Annotated in this window: 15 protein-coding genes; 11 read left to right on the top strand and 4 right to left on the bottom strand. The window is 66.7% G+C overall.

Features of this window, described 5'->3' with window-relative positions; all coding sequences use genetic code 11:
* Nucleotides 1-26: 26 nt before the first annotated feature.
* Nucleotides 27-815, bottom strand: coding sequence for an aminotransferase class IV (locus tag ACUYV6_RS04620; RefSeq protein WP_449277466.1), 789 nt, complete (start codon nt 813-815; stop codon nt 27-29).
* Nucleotides 816-851: 36 nt separating this feature from the next.
* On the opposite strand from ACUYV6_RS04620, the gene ACUYV6_RS04615 reads away from it, so the two are divergent.
* From ACUYV6_RS04615 to holA, 5 genes are all read left to right on the top strand, one after another.
* Entirely contained in the window at nt 852-2,369 is a 1,518-nt protein-coding gene (locus ACUYV6_RS04615) for an anthranilate synthase component I family protein (protein WP_449277465.1), read from the top strand.
* 56 nt (nt 2,370-2,425) lie between these two features.
* Complete coding sequence (gene leuS, locus ACUYV6_RS04610) at nt 2,426-4,945, top strand: leucine--tRNA ligase (protein WP_449277464.1); 2,520 nt, start codon at nt 2,426-2,428, stop codon at nt 4,943-4,945.
* 136 nt (nt 4,946-5,081) lie between these two features.
* Entirely contained in the window at nt 5,082-5,855 is a 774-nt protein-coding gene (locus ACUYV6_RS04605; RefSeq protein WP_449277463.1) for a helix-hairpin-helix domain-containing protein, read from the top strand.
* A gap of 59 nt (nt 5,856-5,914) precedes the next feature.
* Entirely contained in the window at nt 5,915-8,446 is a 2,532-nt protein-coding gene (locus ACUYV6_RS04600) for a ComEC/Rec2 family competence protein (RefSeq protein WP_449277462.1), read from the top strand.
* Nucleotides 8,347-9,378: a DNA polymerase III subunit delta gene (holA, locus tag ACUYV6_RS04595; RefSeq protein WP_449277461.1), complete on the top strand. Its 1,032-nt coding sequence runs from the start codon at nt 8,347-8,349 to the stop codon at nt 9,376-9,378. The genes ACUYV6_RS04600 and holA overlap by 100 nt, the downstream gene beginning before the upstream one ends.
* Nucleotides 9,379-9,472: 94 nt before the next feature.
* Here holA and rpsT read toward each other — a convergent pair whose 3' ends face one another.
* Nucleotides 9,473-9,733 carry a 30S ribosomal protein S20 gene (gene rpsT / locus ACUYV6_RS04590; RefSeq protein ID WP_449277460.1) on the bottom strand — a complete coding sequence of 87 codons (261 nt, stop codon included), beginning with the start codon at nt 9,731-9,733 and terminating at the stop codon, nt 9,473-9,475.
* Between the two features lie 206 nt (nt 9,734-9,939).
* Between rpsT and lepA the strand changes: the two genes are divergently transcribed.
* The 6 genes from lepA (at nt 9,940) to ACUYV6_RS04560 (ending at nt 16,910) form a co-directional block, all read left to right on the top strand.
* Entirely contained in the window at nt 9,940-11,790 is a 1,851-nt protein-coding gene (lepA, locus tag ACUYV6_RS04585; RefSeq protein WP_449277459.1) for a translation elongation factor 4, read from the top strand.
* Complete coding sequence (locus tag ACUYV6_RS04580; RefSeq protein WP_449277458.1) at nt 11,787-12,527, top strand: DUF1990 family protein; 741 nt, start codon at nt 11,787-11,789, stop codon at nt 12,525-12,527. The genes lepA and ACUYV6_RS04580 overlap by 4 nt, the downstream gene beginning before the upstream one ends.
* Before the next feature lie 2 nt (nt 12,528-12,529).
* Nucleotides 12,530-13,774 carry a radical SAM family heme chaperone HemW gene (gene hemW, locus ACUYV6_RS04575; protein ID WP_449277457.1) on the top strand — a complete coding sequence of 415 codons (1,245 nt, stop codon included), beginning with the start codon at nt 12,530-12,532 and terminating at the stop codon, nt 13,772-13,774.
* Nucleotides 13,775-13,872: 98 nt separating this feature from the next.
* A complete protein-coding gene (hrcA, locus tag ACUYV6_RS04570; RefSeq protein WP_449277456.1) occupies nt 13,873-14,943 on the top strand; it encodes a heat-inducible transcriptional repressor HrcA in 1,071 nt (356 codons plus the stop codon).
* Nucleotides 14,944-15,024: 81 nt separating this feature from the next.
* Nucleotides 15,025-16,131, top strand: coding sequence for a molecular chaperone DnaJ (gene dnaJ / locus ACUYV6_RS04565; protein WP_449277455.1), 1,107 nt, complete (start codon nt 15,025-15,027; stop codon nt 16,129-16,131).
* A gap of 5 nt (nt 16,132-16,136) precedes the next feature.
* On the top strand, nt 16,137-16,910 hold the full coding sequence (locus ACUYV6_RS04560; protein ID WP_449277454.1) for a 16S rRNA (uracil(1498)-N(3))-methyltransferase: 774 nt from the start codon (nt 16,137-16,139) through the stop codon (nt 16,908-16,910).
* Between the two features lie 61 nt (nt 16,911-16,971).
* Here ACUYV6_RS04560 and ACUYV6_RS04555 read toward each other — a convergent pair whose 3' ends face one another.
* Entirely contained in the window at nt 16,972-17,718 is a 747-nt protein-coding gene (locus ACUYV6_RS04555; protein WP_449277453.1) for a GntR family transcriptional regulator, read from the bottom strand.
* A complete protein-coding gene (locus tag ACUYV6_RS04550) occupies nt 17,702-18,628 on the bottom strand; it encodes a DMT family transporter (protein WP_449277452.1) in 927 nt (308 codons plus the stop codon). Before ACUYV6_RS04550 ends, ACUYV6_RS04555 begins: the two co-directional genes overlap by 17 nt.
* Between the last annotated feature and the right edge of the window lie 16 nt (nt 18,629-18,644).

Here is an 18,644-nt window from a genome sequence, read left to right as displayed (position 1 = left end):
GCACGGCGTGCTTCTAGCCACACGGCTCAATGGAAGTTGCGCGAGCCGGTCACCGGTTGCCAGGTGCGATCGAGAGCTTCTTGAAACCTGAGCAGCCGGTGGCGATCGGGCCTCGCCGTCGGCATGCCGTCGATCGCAGTCACTGCGCGAATGCCGTGCAGCGCATTCACCGCCCAGACCTCGTGCCGCGCGAGCTCCGCCGGGACGAGGCGGGCCTCGACGAGTGGCGTGCCGAGGTGCTGCGCGATGGACGCGGTCAAGCGCTCGGCCACCGAATCCACTCTCGATCGCGGGCCGACTGAGTCGTCTGGTGTGACCGCGACGCGGAACCCCCGGTCGGATTCCGGGGCCCACCAGATGAGGCTCGTCGTAGCCCCCTCCAATGCCCGCCCCGCAGGGTCGAGCAGCAGCGCTTCGGCACCGAGCTCGCGGTTCAAGTCCATGAGCCGGACGAGATTCGGGCCCTTGAGCCACGGTGCCTCCAGTCGGAGGTGCCCAGTGGAACGGAGTTCGAGCGTCTCCGTGAGTGTCGGGAGTGGCCGCAGTGAGAGGTGCAGCGAGGGCGAGTGGTCGGCGATGCCGAGTAGCTCGAGGCGCGGGAAACCTGCGCCGTACTCGGCGATGCGCGTCGCGGACTCGGAGAGGAAGTCCTCGATCGGGAGGGTCGCCCGCTCGTCCAGAACACTCTCCACTGATCGAGCGAACCGTTCGAGGTGCAGGTGCCAGCCGCGCACCTCAGCAGCCCGAGTCAGCGGGTTCGTGCGCACACGGAACGAGTCGGCAACCAGCAGCGGAGCACCTGTTCCTTCTCGCATGCGTCGATCGTAGCGGTGCCCGCTACGCTGATTCCCATGATGGCGGGTGGGTCGGCGAGTGCAGTGCGCGTGCTCTCGTGCTCGATCGACGCTGAGCGGGCCGCGCGAGCGCTCGCGCGGATGGCTGGGCAGACACGTCCTGGCGACCGCGCGGATACCGTTCAGCGCGGCTGGTTCTGGCTTGACGGTGAACGCCCGGCGCCCGGCGAAGCGCGGGTGAGCTATCTCGGCGTAGCAAACGAGGTCAGGATCGCCGAACCCGGGCGTGAGCAAGAGTTCCTTTCTGAGCTTGCACCTCCGAGGGAGGACGAACCGAGAGCGGGATTCCACGAGGGGTGGGTGGTCGCCCTCGGGTACGAGTTCGGTGTGGCGCTCCTCGATATCGATGGCGGTGCTGCTCATCGGCATCCTGTGGTGGCGCATCCGGACGATGCGCCACCGGCTGTCGCGCTGCGTGTCGACACCGTATTGGCGATCCAGCACGACGAGAACCGTGCTGAACTGCGCGGCGCTTCCGAGGACGCTCTCGACGCCTGGCTTGAGGCATTCGCGGTGGCGAGCGCTGCGGTGAACACTGCGGTGAATACTGAGGTGAACACCGCGGTGAGCACTGCGGATGACACGCTGGGATCCGAACGGGAAGAGGAAGTGGTGGCGGCGGAGTGGCGGCTCACCGATGCCGCCTACCGTGCGCGGGTTGAGGCGTGTCGCGAGTCGATACGGAACGGAGATGCGTATGTGCTCTGCCTGACCGACACCGCCGAGATCAGGGACGCCCCCGCCGCGGCGGATCCCTTGGATCTCTTCGCCGCGTTCCGTGCCGCCGGGGGCCCGGCCGTGCGCGGCGGGGTGATCGTCGCAGGCGATCGAGCGCTCGTGAGTGCGAGCCCGGAGCGCTTCCTGAGCGCATACCCGACGGAGGCCGGGCTCGGAGTCGCCACGCACCCGATCAAGGGCACTCGGCCGCGCAGCGTCGATCCGGTGCGGGATGCGGAGCTCGCAGACGAGCTCCGATCGGACCCGAAGGAGCGAGCCGAGAACCTGATGATCGTCGATCTCATGCGCAACGACCTCAGTCGGGTGTGCAACACCGGGACCGTCGCAGTCGAAGGATTCCTGCGTGTCGAGAGCCACCCGCATGTCCACCAACTCGTGAGCACGGTGCACGGTGTCTTCGCAGATGGAGCGGGGATCTGCGATGCCATCGAGACCTGTTTCCCCGGCGGATCCATGACCGGTGCCCCGAAGCGGAGTTCGGTCGACATTCTTGCGGAACTCGAGCCCGGGCCCCGAGGCCTCTACTCGGGCTGTTTCGGGTGGATCGATGCGGGAGGCGCTGCTGAACTCGCGATGACGATCCGCAGCGTCGAGCTGCGCGGGGTCGGCGGAGGGGAAGCTCGCGCGCTCGTGGGGGCCGGCGGGGGAGTGACTTCCGATTCCGACCCCGAACGAGAGCTTGAGGAGAAGCACTTGAAAGCTCGATCGCTGCTCGGCGCACTCGGCGTGCTCGGCACGCCTGAGCGCGCGGCGAAGGGACCCCGCGAGACGCGGTAATCTGGAGGTATGTGTGCGTGCCCGCCGAATGCGGGCCGATCCGAACAACGATCGAGGTGTGTGTGTCCGACCAGCAGGAGCAGCAGAGCTACGACTTCCGGGCTATTCAAGAGCGCTGGCTTCCGGTCTGGGAAGAGCTGAAGCCCTTCGAAGTCGACGACGCAGATACCGGGCGCCCGAAGAAGTACGTGCTCGACATGTTCCCGTACCCGTCGGGCGACCTGCACATGGGGCACGCAGAAGCGTTCTGCTTCGGCGACGTGCTCGCGCGCTACTGGCGCGGTCGCGGCTACGACGTCTTGCATCCGATCGGCTGGGACTCCTTCGGCCTGCCTGCCGAGAACGCTGCGATCAAGCGTGGCGTCGATCCGCGCGAGTGGACCTACGCGAACATCGACCAGCAGAAGGCGTCCTTCCGCAACTACGCGCCCTCGTTCGACTGGAGCCGGGTGCTGCACACGAGCGATCCCGAGTACTACCGGTGGAACCAGTGGCTGTTCCTCAAGATGTACGAGAAGGGCCTCGCATACCGCAAGGCCAGTTGGGTCAACTGGGACCCGGTAGACCAGACGGTGCTCGCCAATGAGCAGGTGCTCGCAGACGGAACGTCGGAACGGTCAGGGGCCGTCGTCGTCAAGAAGAAGCTCACGCAGTGGTATTTCCGCATCACCGACTACGCGGATCGCCTGCTCGAAGACCTCGACCAGCTCGAGGGCAAGTGGCCGTCCAAGGTGCTGGGTATGCAGCGCAACTGGATCGGTCGTTCGCGCGGCGCCGAGGTCGAGTTCGAGATCGAGGGGCGCGAGGAGAAGGTGCCGGTCTTCACGACTCGGCCAGACACCCTGCACGGTGCGACCTTCATGGTGGTCGCGCCCGATTCCGACCTCGCAGCCGAGCTGGCTGCCGGCGCTTCCCCCGAAGTGCGCATGCAGTTTCAGGCATACCTTGAAGAAGCTCAGAAGCAGAGCGAGATCGACCGTCAGAACGCGGATCGTGAGAAGACGGGTGTCTTCCTCGACCACTTCGCGGTCAACCCGGTGAACGGTGAACGCATTCCGGTCTGGGCGGCGGACTACGTACTCGCCGACTACGGCCACGGCGCCATCATGGCGGTGCCGGCCCACGATCAGCGCGACCTCGACTTCGCACTGAAGTTCGATCTGCCCGTGCGCGTCGTGGTCGACGTGCGTGACGACAGCGGCGAGCCCGCAGCTCATCCGGCCGAGAGCGGCGTCGCCACTGCCGGGGACGGCGTGATGGTGAACTCTGCCGAACTCGACGGGCTCGCGAAGACTGCAGCGATCGCGAAGGCGATCGAGGTCCTCGAGGAGCGTGGCACCGGTCGCGCGTCCACCACCTACCGCCTGCGCGACTGGTTGATCTCGCGTCAGCGCTACTGGGGAACGCCGATCCCGATTCTGCACGGCGCAGGTGACAACAATGCCGGTGAGATGCGACCGGTGGACGAGGCGTCGCTGCCCGTCGAGTTGCCTGCTTCGGATGGACTCGATCTCAAGCCCAAGGGCACGTCGCCTCTCGGTGGCGCCACTGAGTGGGCCACGGTCACAGACGCGTCGGGTGAGGCGTGGACCCGCGATCCCGACACCATGGACACCTTCGTCGACAGCTCCTGGTACTACTTCCGCTTCCTCTCGGCGAACGACGACACGCAGGCGTTCGATCCTGCAGCCGCGAAGAAATGGGGGCCGGTCGACCAGTACGTGGGTGGAGTCGAGCACGCGATCCTGCACCTGCTCTATTCGCGCTTCATCACGAAGGTGCTGCACGACCTCGGCTACATCGACTTCGACGAGCCTTTCCAGGACATGCTCAACCAGGGCATGGTGCTGCTCGATGGCGCCAAGATGTCGAAGTCGAAGGGCAACCTCGTCGAGTTCGCATCCGAGCTGCGCGATCACGGCGCAGACGCGCTGCGTGTGACACTCGCTTTCGCCGGGCCGCCCGAGGACGATATCGACTGGGCCGATGTGTCGGTGCAGGGGTCCGCCAAGTTCTTGGCACGCGCCTGGCGCGTCGCGCAGGATGTCGCGAGCGCCCCCGGCGCCGACTTCTCCTCCGGAGATGCCGAGCTGCGTCGCCATACGCATAGTCTGCTCGCCGACGCGCCGAAGCTCATTGAGGCCTACAAGTTCAATGTCGTCGTCGCGCGCCTCATGGACCAGGTGAATGTGACCCGAAAGGCGATCGACTCCGGCTGCGGAGCTGCAGATGCCGCGGTTCGCGAGTCTGCCGAGGCGATCGCAGTGATCTTGTCGCTCTTCGCGCCCTACACGGCTGAGGACATGTGGTCGAAGCTCGGCTTCGAGCCGACGGTCGCCCTCGCCCAGTGGCCGGCCGCCGATGAATCGCTGTTGGTCGAAGATGAAATCACTCTCGTGGTGCAGGTGAACGGCAAGGTGCGGGATCGCCTGACCCTGCCGGCATCGACGAGTGAGGCCGACGCGCGAGCACAGGCGCAGGCCTCCGAGGCCGTCAAACGGGCTATCGGCGACGGCACGGTGACGAACGTGATCGTGCGTCTCCCGAAGATCGTGAGCATCGCGGTCAAGCCCTAGCGGCTCGGATCCCGGCGCGGTTGCGAAGCAGTAGGGTCTCGCTTCACAGGCCGCTTTCGTGTGCGTTCAGACGGAAGTTGCTCGGCTTCTGCGGGCACCGGCGTTCCGACGCGCGACACCGCCGTAGCGTTGGCGCATGCCAGCACCGCGCAGCCCCGAGATACCTGAACCGATCGAATGGGCGCCGCCGCAGGCCATCACGCAACGCCTGGTTCGGGCGATCAGCGCACCGATGCTCGTGGGCGGCGCCGTTCTCCTCGCGGCCATCATCGTGTCGATCGTGGTGGTGCTCGCGCGTCCGCACGCGTGGGACGAGGACTCTCAAGCCGACGGTTCGGGGTCCCATGTCCAGAATGCCGACCCCGGTGCAGCTGCGCAGGCCGACGGCGATCTCGCGGGCACCGAGGCCGCTGCGGAAAGCGATGTCGGCCCCGCACGCGTCTTCGTGCACATTGTCGGGGAAGTACGCGAGCCCGGCGTCTACGAACTCCCGAGCGACGCCAGGGTTGAAGCCGCGTTGGCTGCGGCGGGCGGCGCGACTGAGCAGGCAGCGCTATCCGGGGTGAACCTCGCACGTACGGTCGTCGACGGCGAACAGATCCAGGTGCCGGACGCCAAAGCTGCGGCGAAGCTGCAGAACGCCGGGGCGGGCTCGTCTGCGGCCGGAAGCGGAGCGGAAGGGGCAGGTGCCGGCGGAGCAAGCGCAGGTGGAGAGGCGCTCATCGACCTGAACGCCGCTGATGCAGCCGCGTTGCAAACACTGCCGCGTATCGGTCCGGCGCTTGCGCAGAGAATCATCGAGTGGCGGGAGGCGAACGGTGCGTTCACGAGTGTCGATCAGCTCACCAGCGTTTCGGGAATCGGTGCGAAGACTCTTGAGGGAATACGCGATCGGGTCTCCGTGCAGTGACCGGGAGCCGGACCGAATCCTCGGCGAGACGCCGGGGGCCGCCGGGGCAATGGCGCATCTTGCTGCCTGCCATCGCGATCTGGGGCGTTGCCGCTTGGGCGGTCGGGGTCCCGGGAGTCGCGCTGTGGGTGGCTGCGGGCGCAGCCGGGCTTGGTCTCGTGCTGCTGATCCTGGCGTGTGCGCCGGGGCGAGCAGGTGTGACGGCGTTCCGGCTGCTTGCCGTCACCTGTGCGGCGCTCGTACTCGTTTCCGTACGCATCGACGGACTAGAGCAGGTGCGGGACTCGCCCGAGTTGCGTGCGGCAAGCGAAACCGGTGAGCGGATCGAGCTGCGAGCAACTCTGAGCGGCTTTCCGACCGCGCAGACCGATGCGGCCGTGGATGTCGAGAGTGCCGCTGCTGCGCCTCCGAACGAACGAGCATGGGTACGAGCTGACATCGAGGCTGATCGTGGCGAGGTTCCGGTGCTGCTCTGGTTGGAGGGCGCCACGCCTGCGGATTGGGCACCGGGGACCGCGGTTGCGCTGGTGGGACGCCTGAGCGCCTTCGACGCCGGTTCTCAGAGCGCGTTCGGCGTCGACGTCGACGACATCGAGACCAGCGCATCACAGGGACCGAGCGTCGGGAGGGTCGCAGCGCATCTGCGTCGTGCGTTGCGCGAAGCCGCCGCATCGAAACCGGGCGCGGAGCTCGTCCCGGGGTTCGCTGTTGGCGACACGTCACTCGTGCCCGAGCCGCTCGAGGAGCAGATGCTGGAAACCTCGCTCACGCATCTGACAGCCGTCTCGGGCGCGAACTGTGCGCTCGTCATCGGGGCCGTTGTCGCGGTGGCGACGTACCTCGGCGCAGGGCGACGTATCCGCCTCCTGCTCGCAAGTGCCGGTCTGATCGGGTTCGTGGTGGTGGTCGGGCCCGATGCAAGCGTGCAGCGTGCGGCACTCATGGCGGGAGTCATGCTGCTCTCGGGTTTCGGCGGGAAACGCGGCCTGGCTCTTCCTGCCCTGGCCGTCGCGATGCTCGGCCTCCTGATGGTCGACCCGTGGCAGTCTCGTCAGGCCGGCTTCTTCCTCTCGGTCGCTGCCACCGGCGGGATCCTCCTGCTCGTGCCAACAATTGAGCGCTTCCTCCGCCGAAAGGCTCGCCTTCCGAAGCCGCTCGCCATGTCGCTCGCGGTCGTGCTCGCCGCGCAGTTCTCCTGCGCGCCCCTCCTGCTCCTGCTCCAGCCGGGTCTGCCGATGATCGGCACCATCGCGAACCTATTGGCTGCGCCCGCCGCGCCGGTCGGCACGGGACTCGGTCTGCTCGCGATGCTGCTGCTCCCGGTCGCGCCCGTACTCGGCGACTGGATGGTCGTGCTGGCGAGTGTGCCCACGCGCTGGGTGTCTGCAACGGCGGAGGTGACAGCCGACCTTCCCTTCGGCAGGTGGCACTGGCCGGAAGGATGGGGCGGAGCCCTGCTCCTCCTGGCCTGCCAAGCAGCCGGCGTGCTCGCAGCAGGAGTGGCTTCCGGGCGACTGAGCAGGGCGCGCAGCCCGGCGCGGCGATCGAGAGAGCTCTGGGGCGCTGAGAGGTGGAAGCCTGATCGAGGAAGGCGGGCGCTGACGGCCCTGCTCGCATGCGGTTCCCTGGGTGTACTGCTGTCGGTCACGCTCGTCGTACCCGCAACCGACGTCGCGACCACACCGCGCGGATGGGCGGTCGTAGCGTGCGATGTGGGGCAGGGTGATGCGATCATGCTGCGCGATCCGGACCACCCAAGTGAGGTCTTGCTGGTCGACACCGGTGATGATCCCGAACTGCTCGAGGCGTGCCTGCGGAGGTTCGGAGTCGAGCGTATTGCGCTGCTTGTGCTCAGCCACGATGATGCCGATCATGTCGGCGCGCTCGAGCGCATCGCCTCGCGTGTGGATTCCGCGATGGTCGCACCGAACGCACTCGATCAGGTCGACGCCGACGGTGCGGCGGATCGATGGGTGCTTCGCGTGCTCACCGAGCACGGCGTTCCCGTCGTTGTCGGCGCCGAGGGGATGCGTGGTGCGCCCGGTGGCAGCATGACCTGGGAGGTGCTCGCTCCGAAGCCCGGTGCGACCCCGGCCACGACGAACGCAGCGAGCCTCGTCATACGCGTCGAGACAGCCGGAATCTCGACTCTGCTGCTCGGCGACACGGGGGAGGAGGAGCAGCTTGCCCTGCTGCTCGGATGGGGCGAGCGCCTGCGCGCCGACGTCGTGAAGGTCGCCCACCACGGGTCTCGAGACCAGGCGCCTGAGCTGTACCGTGCGATCGGAGCAGATCTCGGACTCATCTCAGTCGGCCCAGACAACGGATACGGGCATCCGACCGGAGACACCCTGCGCATGCTCGATGCGACCGGCACACGCTCGGTGCGCACTGACGAACACGGTGCGATCGCGGTGTCCCTCAGGGCGGGCGAGCTCTCGGTCTGGGTCGAGCGGGCCGACTTGTCGGAGGCGCGCGCTACTGTTGAGGGGTGGCAGCAGCGAGCGGAAGTGCGAAGAGCCGGACGGCGTCGAAGGCGAAGATCCCGCAGCTCGAGTGGAGCGAAGCGCAGCCCGCCCCGGTCGTGCTGATCAGCGGGCCCGAGGAGTTCTTGGCGGATCGCAGCGCGCAGGCTATCCGGACATCGTTGCGGCAGAGCAACGATGCTCTCGAAGTGCACGATATCGATGCCGCCGCGTATGCCGCGAGGGAGCTGTTCACCGTCGCGAGCCCGTCGCTCTTCGCCGAACCGCGGCTGATCCGAGTCGACGCGGTCGAGAAGTGCACCGATGCGTTCCTCGAAGATGCGAAGCGGTACGTCGCGGCGCCCGCGGATGACACCACACTGCTGCTCAGACATGCGGGTGGGCAGCGCGGCAAAGCGCTGCTCGACCTGGTGCGATCTGGCGCTGGTGGTGGCATCGAGGTGCTCTGTCCCGAGGTCAAGCGCGATCAGGATCGCCATGCGTTTGTACAGGCGGAGTTCCGTCGCCTGGGGGCGCAGGCATCGCCCGGCGCCGTGCGCATGCTCTCGGCTGCGTACTCGGGCGGTCTCGGCGAACTGGCGGGTGCCTGCGCGCAGCTCGTCTCCGATTCGGGTCCACGAATCACCGAGGAAGAGGTGGGTCGGGCGACCGAGGGTCGCGTCGAGACGACGGGCTTCAAAGTCGCCGACGCGGCGACGGCGGGGCGGGCGGCTGACGCGCTCGTGCTCCTGCGTCAGGCACTATCGACAGGCACCGCGGCAATTCCGCTGTTGGCTGCGATCAATATGAAGGTGCGCGCGATGGCGCGGGTCTTCGGGGTGCGAGGCAGCGGCGGTCAGCTCGCCAAGCAGCTTGGTATGGCGCCCTGGCAGGTGGAGCGCGCCCAACGCGAGGTGCGAGGCTGGCGTGAGGAAGACCTCGCCCGATGCCTGGATCTCGCGGCCGAAACGGAGTGGCTGCTCAAAGGCGGAAGCCGTGACCCCGAGTTCGCGCTCGAGCGCTACCTGCTCTTCGTCGCCCGGCGCGGACGCGGCTGAGCCGGCAGCGCAACCGCTGGTCTGAAAGCCCGCGGACATGAAAAAACCCCGCCGAAGCGGGGTTCTTTCGCAGCTGCTGCGTGCAGCAGAAGACTTAGAGCGCAGCGACCTTGGCGGCGAGCTTCGACTTACGGTTCGCGGCCTGGTTCTTGTGGATGACGCCCTTGGAAACGGCCTTGTCGAGCTTGCGCGATGCGGTCTGCAGCTTCGACTCGGCGGCAGCTTTGTCGCCGGCCGCGATGGCCTCGCGTGCGGCACGCACGACGGTGCGGAGCTCGCTCTTGTAGGCGCGGTTGCGGTCGGTCGCCTTCTGGTTGGTCTTGATGCGCTTGATCTGCGACTTGATATTTGCCACGTTGGGTTGTGTCCTTAAACGTAAAGGTTTGACGGGTTGACCGCGCGGCGAGAGAGGGCACCTCGCGGGTTGTGCGGATGTCATCCACACGCAAGCCAAGAATCCACTTTAGCAGAGACGCCGCGTTTCGCGCACTGCTGAGGCGAGGATTCCCCAGTATCGGCGGCGGCAACCCGCAGGCTCGCGCTGTGGGATAATGGCCGACAATGTCTCCTCGCAGTGTGAACCCCCCAGCGCCGGCGTCGACCGCCCCCGCGAAGATCCGCAACTTCTGCATCATCGCGCACATCGACCACGGCAAGTCGACGCTCGCCGATCGCATGCTCCAGATTACCGGGACGGTGCCCGAGCGCGAGATGCGCGCCCAGTACCTCGACCGCATGGATATCGAGCGCGAGCGCGGCATCACGATCAAGTCGCAGGCCGTGCGCATGCACTGGGATGTCGCAGGCGACTCCTATGCGCTCAACATGATCGATACCCCGGGTCACGTCGACTTCAGCTATGAGGTGTCCCGGTCGCTCGCCGCTTGCGAGGGGGCGATTCTGCTCGTCGATGCGGCACAGGGCATCGAGGCCCAGACGCTCGCGAATCTCTACCTCGCAATGGAGAACGATCTCGAGATCATCCCGGTGCTCAACAAGATCGATCTGCCCGCGGCGGAGCCGGAGCGCGTCGCTCGGGAGATCTGCGACCTCATAGGCGGCGACCCGGAGGACATCCTGGCAGTCTCGGGGAAGACCGGAATCGGCGTCGAGGGGCTGCTCGACCGCGTTGTCGAGCGGGTGCCGGCACCGGTCGGCAACGCCGACGCGCCCGCACGCGCGATGATCTTCGACTCGGTCTACGATCCTTATCGTGGCGTCGTCACCTACGTGCGACTGGTCGACGGGAAGCTCTCTCCCCGCGAGAAGATTCAGATGATGTCGACCGGCGCTGAGCACGAGGCGCTCGAGATCGGTGTCTCATCGCCAGAACCGAAGCCCTCCAAGGGCCTCGCGGTCGGCGAGGTCGGGTATCTCATTACCGGTGTGAAAGACGTGCGCCAGTCGAAGGTCGGAGATACCGTCACCACGAAGATCCGCGGTGCCGAAGAGCCGTTGCCGGGGTACACCGATCCGAAACCCATGGTCTTCTCCGGCCTGTACCCCATCGACGGCAGCGACTATCCCGTGTTGCGCGAGGCACTGGACAAGCTGAAGCTCTCCGACGCCGCACTGCAGTACGAACCCGAAACCTCGGTGGCGCTCGGCTTCGGCTTCCGCTGCGGGTTCCTCGGCCTCCTGCACCTCGAGATCATCTCCGAGCGCCTGCGCCGAGAGTTCGACCTCGACTTGATCGCCACCGCGCCGAGCGTGGTCTACGAAGTCACGAGCGAAGACGGCAGCGAGACGACCGTGACGAACCCGTCCGAGTACCCCGAGGGCAAGATCTCGAGCGTGCGCGAACCCGTCGTGCGGGTGGCGATCCTCGCCCCCAAGGATTACGTCGGCGCGATCATGGAGCTCTGCCAGAGCCGCCGCGGCAGCCTCATGGGCATGGAGTACATGGGAGAGCGCGTCGAGCTGCGCTATTCGATGCCGCTCGGCGAGATCGTCTTCGACTTCTTCGATCACTTGAAGAGCCGTACGCAAGGCTATGCGAGCCTCGACTACGAGCCGATGGGAGAGCAGGAGGCGGATCTCGTGAAGGTCGACATCCTGCTGCAGGGCGACAAGGTCGATGCGTTCAGCGCGATCGTGCATCGCGACAATGCGTATCACTACGGCACGATGATGGCTGAGCGCCTGCGTAAGCTGATCCCGCGCCAGCAATTCGAGGTACCGATCCAGGCTGCGATCGGATCTCGCGTCATCGCGCGCGAAACGATCCGCGCGATCCGCAAAGACGTGCTGGCCAAGTGCTACGGCGGTGATATCAGCCGCAAGCGCAAGCTGCTCGAGAAGCAGAAGGAAGGCAAGAAGCGCATGAAGATGGTCGGGCGCGTGGAAGTGCCGCAGGAGGCCTTCATCGCTGCGCTGTCCGGTGACGTGGAGGGCAAGGAGGCCGGCAAGTGAGCGACGAGACCGGCGGCCCGCAGCGCCGCAGCAACTACGCAGGCATGCCGATGTCGTACGCGGCAGTCGGTGCGTCGCGCGCGCCGGATCTGCTGCGGTTCCCTCCTGAGGGCAGCACGCCGTTCGAGGAGTCGGTGCGCCTCGGCAGCGGCCAGGAGCGTTACCTCACCGCGTCGAGCCTGTTGATGACCTGGAACGCGCAGTCGCGGGCCGGGGGAGCGGTGACCGAAGTCGAACGCGGCGAGGGCGAGCGCTACGGCGGTGTGGTCTTCGATCCGGAGGGGCGTCCCGTGCCTCCGGAGGGGGCTGAGGATCGCTTCGGCCCGGATGGCGAACCGTATCTGACTGCCGGGACGACTGCCGACTACGTGCGCGACCGCACGACTGAGTCGCGGCGCGTCATGGTGGTCTACACGGTCGAAGAGCCTCGACGCGTGGGCTTCGCATGGGGAACCGCGGATACAGATGGTGTCATCGGTGAGGTGCTGTACTTCGTCGAGCATCGTGAAGACGAATCTGTCTGGGCGGTCGCACGTGGTTTTCTCACCGCCCCGTCATCGGGAGTACTCGGGCTGAAGGCGCGATCGCTGCTCAAGAGCGCCATCGCAGCCGTGCGGAAGCAGATCGAGGCGCTCGGCCCGCAGGCGGCGACGTCGGAGGTTGCCGAGGCTCCTGAGTCGTTGGAGGCCGCCCAGGCTACCGAGGCCGGACCTGCAGATTCTGCGCAGGAGTATTGAGCGTGGCGGGCGCGCTGCCTGACGGCGAACCGGCGCCCGTTGATGGTTCGCTCCCATCTTCGGCCTTCGATGGGGCCGAGACGCGGGACTTCGGCGTCTACGTGCATGTGCCGTACTGCAGAGTGCGCTGCGGGTATTGCGACTTCAACACCTACACGGCGAGCGAACTCGGCGACGGCGCGTCGCAGGCGGGATACGCTGCGCAGGCGATCGCCGAGATGCGCTTCGGCGCTGAGGTTTTGCGAATGGGAAATGCACCTAAGCGGCCGGCTTCCACCGTCTTCTTCGGCGGGGGCACTCCGACACTCCTTCCTGCGGATGATCTCGCCGCCATGCTGGCGGGCATCCGAGATACGTGGGGCATCGCGGCCGAAGCCGAGGTCACGACTGAGGCGAACCCCGACTCCGTCGACGAGCGGTATCTTGCGACACTCGCAGAAGCCGGATTCACGCGTGTCAGCTTTGGCATGCAGTCCGCAGTTCCGCACGTGCTCAGTGTGCTCGATCGCACGCATACGCCGGAGCGAGTGCCGCTCGTGGTGGAGTGGGCGAGGAAGGCCGGCCTGCAGGTCAGCCTCGATCTCATCTACGGAACCCCGGGTGAGAGCATCGGCGACTGGCGACGTTCGCTCGACGCTGCGCTCGCCTGCGACCCCGATCACCTGTCGGCCTACGCGCTGATCGTCGAACGGGGCACCAAGCTCGCCGCTCGCATCAGACGGGGTGAGGTCGCGGAACCAGATGATGACCTGCATGCCGAGATGTACGAGTTGGCCGACCGACTGCTGGGCCAGGCCGGATACGACTGGTACGAGATCAGCAACTGGGCCCGCAGCCCGGAGACCCGCTCGCGGCACAACCTCTCGTACTGGCAGGGTGCCGACTGGTGGGGAGTCGGCCCCGGCGCGCACAGTCACGTCGGAGGAGTGCGATGGTGGAACGTCAAGCATCCGCGTGCTTACGCCGACCGGATCGGCGCCGGTGCGTCACCAGCGCTTGCTCGCGAGGCGCTCGATGATGAGAGCCGCCGGAGCGAGCGGGTGCTGCTCGAGACGAGGATCACCGACGGCTTGCCCATCAGCGTATTGACGGCTGACGAGCGGCGTGCGGTACCGGGGCTCATCGCGGATGCGCTCATCGATGGTCGAGCGGCAATCGGTGCCGGAGGCAGCGAGGCGCGCGTTGTTCCGACGTTGCGGGGGCGCCTGCTCGCCGACACGGTCGTTCATCGCCTGCTCGGGTCTTGAGCACTGCTGTTTTCTGAATCCCGCCAGGAGAGTACCTGCGGTAGACTGGCACTCGCGTGGCCCGAGTGCCAGAATGATTGATTCGCGGAGCGATCCTGATGAGTACGGGAGGTGTCATGGTCGTCGATCATGGAGTCTCCGAGCGGAGTCTCGCCGTTCTCCACGCGATCGTGGGCGATTACGTCGCTTCGAACGAGCCGGTCGGATCGAAGGCGATCGTCGAGCGACACAGCTTCGGCGTGTCGGCCGCGACGATTCGCAATGACATGGCGTTGCTCGAAGAAGACGAACTCATCACGCAGACGCACACCTCGTCTGGGCGTGTGCCGACAGACAAGGGCTACCGGCTCTACGTCGATACGCTCGCCAGCATCCGGCCGCTGAGTTCCGCCCAGCGCAGTGCAATCGAACGCTTCCTCGGCGAATCCCACGATCTTGAGGACACGCTCAGCAGAACCGTCCGCCTGCTCTCGAAGCTCACCAATCAGGTCGCCGTGGTGCAGTACCCGTCGCTGCGGCGAACCGTCGTGCGACATATCGACCTGGTATCGATCGGTGAGGATCGGGTGCTGTGCGTGCTGATCCTGGGCAGCGGAGTCGTCGAGCAGCAGCTCGCCTGGCTGCCGGCGAACGAAGTGGCCGAGGCATGGATGCACGGGCTTCGCGATCGGATCGCAGGCGCACTGGTCGGAGCTGACGTCGAAGCCGGCATCGACGCGATCAGCACGCTTGAAGAGAGTCTCGGCCAGTGGGCCGGCCCTCAGGAGGTCGAGGTGGTCGAGCGCGTGCTCGACGTCGTCGGCTCGCAGCTCCGTGCGAATCGGAGCGAGCGCATCACGATCGCGGGAGCAGCACGGCTCTCGCAGTCCGACGGGTTCGAGGGCACTCTCCCCGCGGTGCTTGAGGCAATCGAAGAGCAGGTCACGCTGTTGCGCCTCTTCGACGAGCTGGCTCACGACAGCCGCGGGGTCGCCGCCTCGATCGGTCGGGAGAATCAAGCGTACGGGCTGCAGACCACCTCCGTCATCGTGTCGAACTACGAAGCGGCGGGTGATCCGCCCGCGCGCATCGGAGTGCTCGGCCCCATGCGCATGGACTACGCGGGAAACATCGCGACGGTGCGCGCTGTGGCCCGATACCTGAATCGCCTGATCGGCGAGGAACGCTGACCGCGAGCCTGTTACGCCCGGACCCACCGCACCTGTTCACATCACCGAACCTGTACACACCACCACGAGGAGAACCACGTTTTGGCCGATCACTACGAGACGCTCGGGGTTGCGCGCGACGCGTCGCCGGAGGACATCAAGAAGGCCTACCGGAGGCTCGCGCGCAAGCTGCACCCGGATGTGAACCCGGGGGAAGAGGCTGCCGAGGAGTTCAAGAACGTGACGCACGCCTACGATGTGCTGAGCGACCCTGAGCAGCGGCAGCGCTATGACCTCGGCGGCTCCGAGGGCTTCGGCGGTGGCGGCGGCTTCGGCGACATCTTCGAGACCTTCTTCGGCGGTGGCGGCTTCGGCGGTGGCCAGCGCGGCCCTCGTTCGCGTTCCGAGCGCGGAGAAGACGCGATGATCCGCGTCGACGTCTCGCTCGACGAGGTGGTCTTCGGCGTGCACCGCGATATCTCCATCAACACAGCGGTGCTGTGCGGCACCTGCGAGGGAAGTTGCTGTCAGCCGGGAACCTCGCCGGTCACCTGCGACGTCTGCCACGGGCAGGGCCAGGTTCAGCGTCAGGTGCGCTCGCTCTTCGGCAACGTGGTGACCATGCATCCCTGCGGCAGCTGCCAGGGGTACGGCACGGTCATCGAGCACCCGTGCCTCGAATGCGGGGGCAAGGGGCGCATTCGGGAGCGTCGTACGTTGCCGGTCGACATTCCCTCGGGAATCGATACGGGCACACGTATGCAGATGCGCGGCGGGGGAGAGGTCGGGCCAGGCGGAGGGCCCAACGGCGATCTCTTCATCGAGTTCCGGGTCACGCACCATGACATCTTCAGCCGGGACGGCGATGACCTGCTCTGCACGGTGCACGTCGGCATGCCAGACGCGATACTCGGCACCGACGCGACGCTTGCGGGTCTCGACGGCGAAGTTCGCGTCGAGATCCCGTCGGGAACCCAATCGGGTGACATCCTGACGGTACGAGGCCGAGGCATTCAGGGCCTGCAGACCACGAATCGCGGTGACCTCAAGATCGCGGTGCAGGTCGCGACGCCGACGAAGCTCTCGAGTCGGGAGCGCGAGCTCGTACGGCAGTTCGCCGCACTGCGCAAGGATGAAGGCCCCTCGCTGGGCGAGTTCCATCAGGGCTTCTTCGGCAAGATTCGAGATCGCTTCTTCAAGCAGGGCTGAGCGCCGTGGCCAACCTCTACTTCGCCGAGGGGCTGAGCTCTCAGGAGTTCACGCCCGGCGCCCGTATCGAGGTGACGGGCGAGGAAGCGCGTCATGCGGTCCGCGTGAGCCGGCTGCGAGTCGGTGAGCGGATCCTCGTCGGAAACGGCCGAGGCGTGCAGGGCCTCGGTACCGTCGAGGCGGCCGAGCGAGACCATTTCGCAGTGCGGCTCGAAGAGGTCAGCGACGTGGCAGCGCCCACTTCCCGTCTCGTACTGGTGCAGGCGCTCGCAAAGGGCGATCGCGACGAGCGCGCCGTTGAACAGGCGACCGAGTTCGGTGCGGACGCGATCCTGCCGTGGCAGGCCGATCGCTCGGTGTCGCGTTGGGATGGTGCCGGTGGCTCCGAGAAGGCGGCGAAGGGAATCGCGAAGTGGCAGCGCATCGCCCGAGAGGCCGCCAAGCAGTCCATGCGAGCGCGGATCCCGGGCATCGGACCCGTCACCACCCTGCGTGATCTGTGCGACCTCGCTGCGGCAGGTGAAGCCCATGTCGTCGTGCTGCACCCACGCGGCAGCGGGCCGTTGACCGGCTGGGCGCGAGAAGCTCTGAGCCGGAACGACTCACCGCTCGATGTCTACCTCGTCGTCGGCCCCGAAGGCGGGTTCAGCGATCGCGAGATCGATGCGCTCGAGGATGCGGGCGCCCAGATCGTGCTCCTGGGCGACACGGTCCTGCGCACCTCGTCGGCCGGCCCCGCGGCGCTTGCGGTACTGAACGTCGAATTGGGGCGCTGGTAAGACGGGGCTGCCATCGCAGGAGTGCGAGCCTTTGCTTCGATGAGCTCGGTTTCCGGTGAGCTCAGTCTCGATGAGCAAGAAGGAGCTCGGTGGACACTGAGAGGTGGCGCCACACGCTTTCGACATCACCGGTTTGCACCTCGCGCAGATAGTCGCGGTGCTGCGGTTCGAAGGCTCCCGGTTCATAATGCGGACGCACGTGCGCAGTGAGCATCAGGATCTCCGATCCGATGCGTTCGTACGCCTCGATGATGCGCTCGCTCTCCGACGCCCTGACGAGAGCATCGTGGAATGCGACATGGGCGCGGGAGATGCGCATCGCGGCGGAGTCGGGTTCGGCACCTGTGTCGTCATTGCTCGAGATCTGCATGTTCGAGGTCTGCGTTCTCGACCTCGAGGTCTCGGCGTCGGCGAGTTCTTCCAACGCGTACTCGAGTGGACGCAGTACCTGTCGTGGCCACACGTCACCGTGGCGTCTGTGGAGGATGCGAACAGAGGCGGATTCGAGTGCGCATCGCAGATCCTGCAGCGCCAGTATCTCGTCGTCGTCGAAGGACGCGACCCATGCGCCACGATACGGCGCTGTGTGCACGAGGCGTTCCGCCGCAAGCAGGAGGAGCGCTGAGCGGACAGTGTGCCGTGAGGCGTCGTAGCGGGTGGCGAGTTCCTCCTCGCGCAGCGGTGCGCCGGGTACGAGATCTCCCGAGAGGATACGTGCGCGCATGGCGTCCGCGATGAGCTGCTGCGCACGCGGCGGAGGTGAGCTGGTGCGTTCAGGCGACGCGGTGCGGTCAGGCGAGGGAGACATGGGGAGCCTTTCTGCGAGACGGGAAGCTCAAGACGATGAGGCCGGTTGCGATGATGACGAGGCCGAGCGCGGCTCCGAGCGAGAGACGCTCTCCGAGTACGACGAGACCGAGCAGCGTGGCGAGCAGCGGCTCTGCGAGCGTCAGCGTCGAGACGGTGGTTGGCGCGAGCTGGGTCAACCCCCACCCGAAGAGCAGGTATCCGAGGGCAGTGGTCACCGCGCCCAACCAGAGTGCGAGGAGCGCCCCCTGTGGCGTGAGCAGCCATCCGGCGCCGCCGACGAAGACGAGCGGCAGGCTGCACGCACCGGCAATGCCGTACATCGTCCCCACCGTCGTTGATGCGGTCCAGCCGCGATCGAAGAGCCGCTTGCTTGCGATGGTGTAGCAGGCATAGGAGGCGCCGGCGCCGACCGAGCTGAGGAGTCCGATCGGATCGACATCGCCGGCGCCGGCTCCCGAGAGCAACCCGGACACCAGGAACATGCCGCAGAGTGCGAGCGCTGTGGCGATGAGCCACCTCGGGCCAGGGATGCGGCGCTCCAGAATGCCCATGATGAGCCCGGTCATCACCGGTGCCGAGCCCAGCGCGACGACGGTGCCAACGGCGACGCCGTTGATTGCTGCGCCCGCGAAGAACGCCGGCTGGTACGCGATGACGCCGGCCGTGCCGACGACGAACGGGAGCCAGGAGGGGAGACCGTGGGGAGGGCGGTAGTTATGCGGACGCGCGCGTGCGGCGGTGGACTGTCGTGCGCGCAGCACGGCGATGGTCGCGAGAATTGCGCCACCTACGACGACTCGCGCCGCGCCGACCGAGATCGGAGAGGCCTCCACGCCGAGGAGCACCTGGGAACTCGCAGTAGTCGAGAAGCACAGTGCCGACAGGAGAACGGCAAGAATCGCGAGCATGGTCACTATCGTTACA

The organism is Leucobacter sp. GX24907, assembly GCF_053567335.1.
This window is presented reverse-complemented; position numbering and strand designations above follow the sequence as displayed.